The organism is Brevibacterium sp. ZH18, from assembly GCF_022748595.1.
GTDB lineage: Bacteria > Actinomycetota > Actinomycetes > Actinomycetales > Brevibacteriaceae > Brevibacterium.
Genome location: NZ_JALDSX010000090.1, coordinates 1 through 2,362 on the forward strand (window position 1 = coordinate 1; position 2,362 = coordinate 2,362).

The 2,362-nt window shown below is 57.4% G+C and carries 3 protein-coding genes; 1 reads left to right on the forward strand and 2 read right to left on the reverse strand.

The features are described from left to right. Positions 1 to 609, forward strand: a 609-nt coding sequence (locus MPN20_RS17000; RefSeq protein WP_242784040.1) for a transposase, incomplete at its 5' end; no start/stop codon positions are given. Between the two features lie 43 nt (positions 610 to 652). Here MPN20_RS17000 and MPN20_RS17005 read toward each other — a convergent pair. Next, positions 653 to 1,426: a hypothetical protein gene (locus MPN20_RS17005; protein ID WP_242784042.1), complete on the reverse strand. Its 774-nt coding sequence runs from the start codon at positions 1,424 to 1,426 to the stop codon at positions 653 to 655. Further along, positions 1,414 to 2,265 (reverse strand): hypothetical protein, encoded by an 852-nt coding sequence (locus MPN20_RS17010; RefSeq protein WP_242784043.1) that lies wholly within the window; start codon positions 2,263 to 2,265, stop codon positions 1,414 to 1,416. Before MPN20_RS17010 ends, MPN20_RS17005 begins: the two co-directional genes overlap by 13 nt. Positions 2,266 to 2,362: the final 97 nt, after the last annotated feature.

The window sequence follows — 2,362 nt, forward strand, 5'->3', positions numbered from 1 at the left end:
TCCGGCTTCAAAACAGCCTCAGTTGAGGAACTGCCCGACGCTGTCGAAGTCATGGACCCCTTCCACGTCGTCAAGCTCGCCGGTGATGCTCTCGACGAAGTGCGTCGTCGTATTCAGCAGGAGACAACTGGCCATCGTGGACGAGCGAAAGAACCCATGTATCGAGCAAGGAGGACTCTGCACACAGGCGCTGATCTGCTCACAACCAAGCAGCAGGAGAGGATCGCGGGGCTGTTCACCGATTCGAGTTTCACCGAAGTCGAAGTCACCTGGGCTGTCTACCAAGACATTGTGAACGCCTACCGAACCGCTGACCGCAACGAGGGCAAAAAGCTCTTGACAACGGTCATCGATACCCTGACGACGAATCTGCCGACAGGGCTGGTTGAGCTCAAACAGTTGGGAAGGACTTTGAAGCGTCGAGCTGTTGATGTGCTGGCGTTCTTCACCCGACCGGGAACGTCCAATGGTCCGACTGAAGCGATCAATGGCAGGCTCGAACATCTCCGCGGGTCTGCTTTGGGATTCCGCAACCTCACGCACTACATCGCGAGAAGTCTGCTCGAGTCCGGCGGTTTCAGGCCGACCTTACATTCTCAATCACGATAGGGCTGCAAACGGCAGATGATCAGATGGCATATGCCGATCTGCTTCAGGCAGACTCACTACGGCCCACATTGACGATGACCGGGCCGTCGATCTTACTTGCTCGCGCAGCTTCGAGCATGAAGGCAACAAGCGTCGACGCACTCGCAGCAGACCACTCGGGAACATCGAACACTGCACGTAACACCATCGGTGACGAACGCAACGCCCACCGATCATCGAACGTGGCCCTAGAGTTTTCGTCGGTCAACGTACGGAGCACGATACCGCCGGTGTGCGTGGCTTCAAACCAATTTTCGACCGCGGAATCGCGTAATCGCGCCCGGGGAGTCGTAAATAGGTTCACGGTGGCTTCGGTTGGCTCTGTCGCACCGTCGACTGCTGCGAACTGGTCGAGGAGCGTCTGGATCCACACGGGGTCGACCGGCGCAACGTGCCCCGGGATCTGAATACTGAACGACGATATCGACAGGCTCCCTAACTGGGCGACGGTATCGGCAGCTGCATGAACGAACAGCGGCACAAGCATAGCTGGTGGAACTCCGCCAAGATGTTCGATCTGAAACCATCCAAGCTCCCCCCCCCTCAGCGTTCGCAGAGTCTCTGCGCCGCCGAATGCCCAGAAGCCCTCATGTGCTTCAAACGCCTTGTTGGCGGAGCTCTGCGGGCTCAAAGCCGTGCACAGTCCGAAGAACCGCGCAAACGCGCCCTCTTCGTCGATTTCGCCCGCTTGGATACCTCTGTGGATAGCCTCCGTGACCTCCAATGTACCGTCGACACTGACGATGATTGGGTCAGTCGAACCTTTCACAATGTGCATTTAAGAGTCCTTGCGCTTGTGTAGAGCTTATTGGGGGAATCGAGGTATCCAATGAGATTGACATCCACCCAGCTACGCCATTGTTTTCTAGCCTGCGACCTACACGTCATCCGGGCGTTGGCTCTCTTCGAAGTGCCCGGCCCGATTGTCTTCACCCCAGCCTTGCCCCTTCTGTTCCACGACGAAGTCTTCTTCGGCTTATACTGCAGCTGCACCGTGACCTTCGCTTTCGTCGCTTTGGCCGTGCCTTTGATCCACCACCCGTGACCTGAAGCTTGACCTCTAGTGACATGGACATAGTCACCCCTCGTGTAGAAGACGGCGACCGCAGCCTGCGCCACAATCGGGTAAACGCTCTTCGGCTCGGGGTCCACGGTCTGCACCAGTCGATTCCCTTCGATGGAATAGTGAGAGTCGACTTCGGCCCCGGAAGCGTCGTGCGAAACCGGTTGTTCGACCACACCGACCAGCACCTCATCCTTGTACAGCGCCACCGCACCGGTCTTCTGCAGAACAGGTGCAACGTCTTCGGTGAAATCGTACTGGGTCGTCTTCGCGGCGTCAGGCCCTGCCAAAAGAACACTGGCGCTAATCGCACCATTGTCGAGGATCTGCATCGCATGGGCTGCCTCGGTCCCGCTTCGATGCATGATGGTGGTGCCATCGGTTGTCACAGACAGATCTTTCGGCGCGGCATGTTCTGTAACCGAGAGTCCAACATCGACTCGATCGTCGACGCTGGTGGAGGCTCGCAAGCTTCCATCTGCGCTCAGAGATGTCACGACGCCATCGCGGCTCCACGTGACCTCTTCGTCGCTGGTATCAAGTGCGGTAGGCATTGGGGACTGATGCAGGGTTAGGTGACATCTAATCTGGCTTGTTCATAGGCAAGCCTGGAAGGATAGACACCATGCCACAGCCCTACCCGAAAGAATT